The organism is Paracoccus laeviglucosivorans (assembly GCF_900182695.1).
Classification (GTDB): Bacteria; Pseudomonadota; Alphaproteobacteria; order Rhodobacterales; family Rhodobacteraceae; genus Paracoccus; species Paracoccus laeviglucosivorans.
Window position 1 is genome coordinate 152596 of sequence record NZ_FXTK01000006.1, and the last position, 7198, is coordinate 159793.

Annotated in this window: 7 protein-coding genes; 1 reads left to right on the top strand and 6 read right to left on the bottom strand. The window is 63.5% G+C overall.

Features of this window, described 5'->3' with window-relative positions:
* The first annotated feature begins 94 nt into the window (after nucleotides 1-94).
* Complete coding sequence (locus FN835_RS09585; RefSeq protein ID WP_142662994.1) at nucleotides 95-991, top strand: LysR family transcriptional regulator; 897 nt, start codon at nucleotides 95-97, stop codon at nucleotides 989-991.
* Here the strand turns inward: FN835_RS09585 and FN835_RS09590 are convergent.
* From FN835_RS09590 to FN835_RS09615, 6 genes are all read right to left on the bottom strand, one after another.
* A complete protein-coding gene (locus FN835_RS09590; RefSeq protein WP_142662995.1) occupies nucleotides 988-1689 on the bottom strand; it encodes a class I SAM-dependent methyltransferase in 702 nt (233 codons plus the stop codon). The two genes, FN835_RS09585 and FN835_RS09590, sit on opposite strands and share 4 nt — an antisense overlap.
* Nucleotides 1690-1743: 54 nt before the next feature.
* On the bottom strand, nucleotides 1744-2376 hold the full coding sequence (locus FN835_RS09595; protein ID WP_142662996.1) for a LysE family translocator: 633 nt from the start codon (nucleotides 2374-2376) through the stop codon (nucleotides 1744-1746).
* 72 nt (nucleotides 2377-2448) lie between these two features.
* A complete protein-coding gene (locus FN835_RS09600; RefSeq protein WP_142662997.1) occupies nucleotides 2449-3696 on the bottom strand; it encodes a urate hydroxylase PuuD in 1248 nt (415 codons plus the stop codon).
* Between the two features lie 187 nt (nucleotides 3697-3883).
* Entirely contained in the window at nucleotides 3884-4234 is a 351-nt protein-coding gene (uraH, locus tag FN835_RS09605; RefSeq protein ID WP_142662998.1) for a hydroxyisourate hydrolase, read from the bottom strand.
* A gap of 10 nt (nucleotides 4235-4244) precedes the next feature.
* Complete coding sequence (locus FN835_RS09610; protein WP_142662999.1) at nucleotides 4245-5582, bottom strand: 8-oxoguanine deaminase; 1338 nt, start codon at nucleotides 5580-5582, stop codon at nucleotides 4245-4247.
* A gap of 9 nt (nucleotides 5583-5591) precedes the next feature.
* Nucleotides 5592-7073, bottom strand: a complete 1482-nt coding sequence (locus FN835_RS09615) for a nucleobase:cation symporter-2 family protein (RefSeq protein WP_221930406.1) — start codon at nucleotides 7071-7073, stop codon at nucleotides 5592-5594.
* Between the last annotated feature and the right edge of the window lie 125 nt (nucleotides 7074-7198).

A 7198-nucleotide genomic window follows, 5' to 3' on the forward strand; every position in this document is an offset into this window, starting at 1 on the left:
TATGATGAAAGCCTAGATGCGAATTGCCCTTTGCGGAATCCGTGGATTGAGCATAAGACTTTCAGCCGTTCCTTGAAAGAAGCGGGTTTGGACCGTGGCATATCTTGAAAGTCTTCGCGTTTTCGTGCGCGTGGTCGAACTGGGTTCGATCACAGCGGGGGGGCGTGATCTGCGCATGTCCCCGGCAGTTGCCTCAAACCGCATCAAGGATCTTGAAACACGCTTCGGGGTGAGGCTGCTGAACCGCACCACCCGCAAGCTGGTCCCGACCGAGGTGGGGCGTGCATTCTATGACAGCGCGCGCCGCGTGATCGAGACGCTGGACGAGGCCGAGGCGGTCGTTTCGGGCTTTTCCGGGATGCCGCATGGCGCCTTGCGCGTGACGGCACCGCTGGGTCTGGGGCGGCGTCTGATCGCGCCGCTGGTTCCACGTTTCTGCGAGGAATATCCGGGGGTTGAGATCCGTCTGCGCCTGTCCGACCGCAACGTGGACATCATCGCTGACGGCATCGATCTGTCGTTCTTTTTGGGCGAACCGCAGGACAGCGCGCTGAAATGGCGCCGCATCGCCGAATGCACCCGCATTCTGGTCGCGACGCCGGAATATCTGGCCAAACACGGCACGCCACAGGTGCCCGATGACCTGATGGGGCATAATTGCCTGCTGCTGCGTTACCCGCGCAGCCCGGAATTCTACTGGGTGCTGCAAACCCCCGAAGGCCCGCAAAAGATGCTGGTGAACGGCCATTTCGACGCCGATGACGGGGACGTGCTGACCGATTGGGCATTGGAGGGACGCGGCATCGCCAACCGCCCGAAATACGAGGTGGCCGAGCATATCGCCTCGGGTCGGCTGTTGCAGATTCTGCCCGATACGCTGCCGATGCCCGCGCAATTCGGCGTCTTGACCCCGCATCGCCGCCTGCAAGACCCCAAGGTCCGGCTGTTTGCCGATTACATCGCGCGCGAAACGCGGGGCCAGTTCGACTAGGCGGGCTTTTCCCACTCCATCACGTGGTGATAGGGCGCGCGCTTGTAGCGGGCGACCAGTTGCGGATCGCCGTCCACGGGCTGCGGCTCGTCGAAATGGGTCAGGCGCAGGCCGTTTGCCAGCAGCGCCTGCATGTAGTGATGCAGCGGGCGGTGCCAGTTGCGGATCATGATGCCGCGCCAGCTGACCCATTCCGCCCGCGGCTCAAGGTAATTGTCGATCAGGTAGCCGCGGGGCGATGTGCGTTCGCCCGCCCATTGGCCCGCCGTGCTGAAGCTGTTGAGGTTGGCGACCAGCAGCCGACCGCCGGGGCGCAGCACCCGCGCCATTTCCGCAATGGCCGCATCGCTGTCGTCGATGTCGATCAGCGTCAGGTAGCTGACGACCAGATCAAAGCTGGCATCGTCAAAGGGCAGGGCTTCGGCCCGCGCCTCAAGATAGCGGCCTTCGGGGTGGCGTTCGCGGGCGGTCTGGATCAGGCGCTGCGTCGGGTCGATGCCGGTGGTTCGGATACCTCGCGCGGCCAGCATCCGGCAGAACCGTCCTTCGCCGCAGCCCACGTCCAGCGCGGTGCCCACCTGACCCACGCGCGCCAGCATTGGACGGTCCAGCACATGACGGCGCGAGAAATCGCCGCTGTCGCCCATATCGGCGATCCATGCCTCGGCCGAGGCATCCCATCCATTGCTGTCGTCCATGATCCCCTCCGCTCGCGGCAAAGGGCTTCCCTTAGCGCGGCGTGGGTGCGGGGTCTAGCGTTTCGCCTCGGTCAGCATCCTGACGGCCAGTCCCGCCAGCACGGTGCCCATCAGCCAACGCTGCACCAGCACCCATGCCGGACGCCGGGCCAGAAACAGCGCCACCCCGCCTGCGGTCAGCGCGATCGTCGCGTTCACCGAGACGCTGATCGCGATCTGCACCGCGCCAAGGGTCAACGATTGGCCCAGCACGCCGCCTTGTTCGGGGCGGATGAATTGGGGCAGCAGCGACAGATAAAGCACGGCGATCTTGGGGTTCAGCAGGTTGGTCAGGAAACCCATCAGGAACAGCTTGCGCGGTCCGTCGCGCGGCAGATCGCGCACCTGAAAGGCCGATGCGCCACCGGGCCGCACGGCTTGCCATGCCAGCCACAGCAGATAGGCCGCGCCAGCAAGGCGCAGCGCGTCATAGGCATAGGGCACGGCCATCAGCATCGCCGTGATCCCAAAGGCGGCGCAAAGCATGTAAAACACGAATCCCAGCGCCACGCCGCCCAGCGAGATCAGCCCGGCCATCGGACCCTGACTGATCGAGCGGGAAATCAGATAGATCATGTTCGGCCCCGGCGTCAGCACCATCCCCATCGCGATGGCGGCGAATGCTAGCAGGTTCGGCAGCTCTGGCATGGTTGATCCCCGAAAACGACGAAAGCCGCCCCTTGGGGCGGCACGGGCCTGACCTTGGGGCGTCCGGGCAGATTAGTTGAAGGCGAAGGTTTTGGGCAAGCTGCGATACCAGTCAATGATCGCCTGCCGCTCGGCAGGCTCCATGAAGCTGACATTGGCGGGGGGCATGGCATTCGTCACGCCCGCCTGGATATAGATCTCGCGCGCGGCGCGGGTGATGTCGTCGGGGGTTTCCAGCAAGATGCCCTTTGGGGCGGTGTGGATGCCTTCGTAGCTGGGTTCGCGGGCGTGGCACATGCTGCAGCGCCCCATCACCGCGCCGTAAGCCGCGTCCCAGCCCGGCGCCTCGGTCATGGCGACCTGCGTGGGGGTCAGGGCGCGGGCCTCGGATTCTTCGACGGTTTCGCGGAACATCGGCGCGGTCGAAAGCCACATGACGATGATGAACAGGATCGTGGTCACGGCCCAGGTCCACCATTGATAGCCCTTGCGGGCGTGCATGGTGTTGAAGAAATGCCGGATGGTGACGCCCATCAGGAAGATCAGCCCGGCAATGACCCAGTTCAGTTCCGAGGCGAAGGCCAGCGGATAGTGGTTCGACAGCATCAGAAAGACGACAGGCAGCGTCAGGTAGTTGTTATGCGTCGAACGCAGCTTGGCGATCTTGCCGTATTTCGGGTCCGGCGCGCGCCCGGCCTTGAGGTCGGCCACCACGATGCGCTGGTTCGGCATGATGATCAGGAACACGTTCGCGGTCATGATCGTCGCCGTGAATGCGCCCAGATGCAGCATGGTCGCGCGTCCGGTGAAAACCTGATTGTAGCTGTAGCCCATGACCAGCAGCAGCACGAACAGCAGCAGCATCAGCAGCGTCGGCGTCTCGCCCAGTTTCGATTTGCACAGCGTGTCATAGACCAGCCAGCCGATCGACAGCGATCCGGCCGAGATCAGGATGGCCTGCCAGGGCACCAGCTCCATCTTGGCGGGGTCGATCAGGAACAGTTCGGACCCGACCCAATAGGTGACCATCAGCAGTGCCGCGCCCGACAGCCATGTGGCGTAGCTTTCCCATTTGAACCATGTCAGATGCTCGGGCATTGTTTCGGGGGCGACCAGATATTTCTGGATGTGGTAGAAGCCGCCGCCATGAACCTGCCATTCCTCGCCATGTGCGCCTTTGGGCAGATGCGGGGCTTTTTGCAGGCCCAGATCAAGGGCGACGAAATAGAAGGACGAGCCGATCCAGGCAATCGCGGTGACGACATGCGTCCAGCGGATCGCAAAGGCCAGCCAGTCCCAGATCACGGCGAAATCGGACATTCATATGCTCCCTGTCTTGCTGGGGAAATTCTAGCGCATCGGGCGTCTTTGCGGAAATCCAGAGGAGTGCCGTGGCTGTCTAAAGAATTGGTTGAAAATCTTTTGGGCAGAAGAATGCGAAAAGGGGGCGTTGCCCCCTCGGCCCCTGTGGGGCCTTCACCCCCAGGGTATTTGCAGAACCAAGAAGTCAGCTGCCGCGATAGGTGGAGTAGCCATAGGGCGAGATCAGCAGCGGGACGTGGTAATGGTCCTGTTCCGACATGCCGAAACGCAGCGGGATAGTGTCTAGGAAACGGGGTTTCGGGGCCTGGTGGCCCTGAGCGTCAAGCCATGCGCCCACGTGGAAGACCAGTTCGTATTCGCCGGGTTGAAAATCGGCGGCGGGCAGGATGTGGCTGTCGGTGCGGCCGTCGTGATTGGTCACGGTTTCCGCGATCAGGCGGCGGTCGGGATCAAGGCGGTAAAGTTCGATCTTCATGCCCTGCGCCGGGGCGCCATTGGCGGTGTCGAGGACATGGGTGGTCAGGTAGCCGGTCATGACGGTCCTTTCAGTTCGCTAGGCGGATGGTGGCCGCACGGGCCTGTTCGTTCAATTTTCGCGGGTCGGCGGTCAGAAGGCGGTGATTCTGGACGATGGCACGCCCCTCGACATAAACGGATTTGGGCCGCATCGGCGCGCAGAAGACAAGGGCCGCGACCGGATCCCATTCGCCCGCCGCTGCCAGTTCGGTGATGTCCCACAGGACAAGATCCGCGCGTTTTCCGGGTTCAAGGCTGCCAAGGTCGGGGCGGCCAAGGACGCGGGCACCGCCAAGGGTGGCAATCTCCAGCGCCTCGCGCGCGCCCATCGCGGCGGGGCCGTTCTTCAGGCGTGCCATCAGCATGGCCTGGCGGGCCTCAAGCCCCAGATGGCTGCAATCATTGCTGGCCGAGCCGTCCACGCCCAACCCCACCGGCACGCCCGCATCGCGCATTGCGCGCACCGGCGCGATGCCGGATGCAAGGCGGGCGTTGGAACAGGGGCAATGTGCGACCCCGGTGCCGGTGCGGGCGAACAGGTCGATTTCCTTATCCGACAGCTTCACGCAATGGGCGTGCCACACATCATCACCGGTCCAGCCAAGGCTTTCAGCGTAATCACCGGGCAGCATCCCGAAATTGGCCAGAGAATAGGCGATGTCTTCATCATTCTCGGCCAGATGGGTGTGCAGGCGGACGCCTTTTCCCCGTGCAAGGATGGCCGCGTCTCGCATGAGTTCGCGGCTGACCGAGAAGGGCGAGCAGGGGGCAAGACCCACCTGCACCATCGCGCCGGGATTGGGGTCGTGGAAGGCGGCGATCAGGCGTTCGCTGTCGCGCAGGATCGCGGCTTCATCTTCGACCAGCGCGTCGGGGGGCAGGCCGCCCTTGCTTTCGCCGATGGACATGGCGCCGCGCGTGGCGTGAAAGCGGATGCCGATTTCGGTCGCGGCCTCGATGCTGTCATCCAGCCGCGCGCCATTCGGGAACAGATACAGATGGTCCGATGAACAGGTGCAGCCCGACAGCGCCAGTTCGGCCAGTCCGATCTGTGCCGACAGGCGGATGTCATGGGGCGTCATGCGGCCCCAGATCGGGTAAAGCGTGCGCAGCCAGCCAAACAGCGCCGCATCCTGGGCTGCGGGCACGGCACGGGTCAGGGTCTGGAACAGGTGATGATGGGTGTTGATCAGGCCCGGCGTCACGACGCAGCCCGCCGCCTCGACCACTTGCGCATCGCCGCGGGGCAGGTCCTGACCGATGGCAAGGATCACCCCGCCATCGATCAACACGTCGCCGCCTTTGATCTCGCGCCGGGTGCCGTTCATGGTGACAACCACCTCGGCCTTGCGGATCAGGGTTTTCATGGCAGCTCCTTAATGCGCTTCGGCGGCATGGCCAGCGGCGCGGATTTCGTCTTCGCTGATCGGGGCAGCGCCGTTGAAATACCAGTTCAAAGCCACTGCTGCCAAGGTGGCCAGCAGAATGCCCGAATGGATCAGCGGGTGGATCGCATGGGGCATCCATTGGTTGAAGTCCGGCGCCACCATCGGGATCATCGCGAAGCCAAGCGAGATTGCGACCACGAACAGGTTGTGCCGGTTGCCCGCGAAATCGACCTTGCTGAGGATGCGGATGCCGGTCGCGGCGACCATGCCGAACATTACCAGCCCCGCGCCGCCCAGAACGGTGGTGGGCAGCGATTCCACCAGCGCGCCCATTTTGGGTATCAGGCCCAGAACGATCATGATCGCGCCGCCCGCCACGCAGACGAAGCGCGACCGGATGCCCGTGACGCCCACCAGCCCGACATTCTGGCTGAACGAAGTATAGGGGAAGGTGTTGAACAGCCCGCCAAGCGCCGTGCCCAGCCCATCGACACGCAGGCCAGCGGTCAGGGTCTTGGGCGTGATCTTGCGGTTGCAGATCTCACCCAGCGCAAGGAACATGCCGGTGGATTCCACCATGGTCACGAACATCACCAGCAGCATGGTGGTGATCATGATCGGATCAAAGATCGGCATCCCGAAATGGAACGGCTTGATCGGCGCGAACCATGCGGCGTTCGCCACGGCGTCGAAATGCATCATGCCCATGACCGCCGCCAGAATGCCGCCGCCGATAATGCCCAGCAGCACGGCGATGTTCGACACGAACCCACGGCCAAAACGCGACAGCAGCAGGATCGTGCCCAAGACGACGATGCCGATGATGATGTTCTGCGCCGAGGCATAGGCCGGGTTCGGCACCGTCGGCATCAGTTGCACGCCTTGCGGTACGCCGCCCGCGGCAATCGCGCCGTTTAGCCATTCCTGCGCTGCGGGATCGACCAGTTTCGGCGCGGTCGGCCCGACCGGCAGGCCGAAGATCCAGTTGATGCCGATGGGCATCAGGCTGATACCGATGGCCAGAATAACCGTGCCCGTCACCACGCTGGGGAAAAACCGCAGCAGCTTGCCCACGAAGGGCGCCAGAAAAATCGAGATGACGCCCGCCGCGATGATCGCTCCGAACAGCATCCTCGCGCCTTCGTTGCCGGGATTGGCGCTGGCGATCGACACCATCGGCCCCACGGCCGCGAAGGTCACACCCATCATCACGGGCAGCTTGATGCCGAACCATTGCGTCGCGCCCATCGACTGGATGATCGACACGATACCGCAGACGAACAGGTCGGCAGAAATCAGAAATGCCACGTCCTGCGGCGAAAGCTGCAGGGCGCGGCCCACGATCAGCGGAACGGCGATTGCCCCCGCATACATGACAAGCACATGCTGAAAGCCCAGCGTGAATAGCCGTGGCGCAGGCAGCATCTGTTCGACCGGGTCCGATGCCCGGTCGAGTTCCATTTGTGACATGGTTCCTCCTCCCTTGTCGGTGATTGCGCTAGACCTCCACTTCCAGCGCGACGCCTTTTTCCTTGGCGATCTGTGTGACTTTTGCGGCGACGGCGAGGTCTTGCAGGCCGACGCCGGTGCCGTCG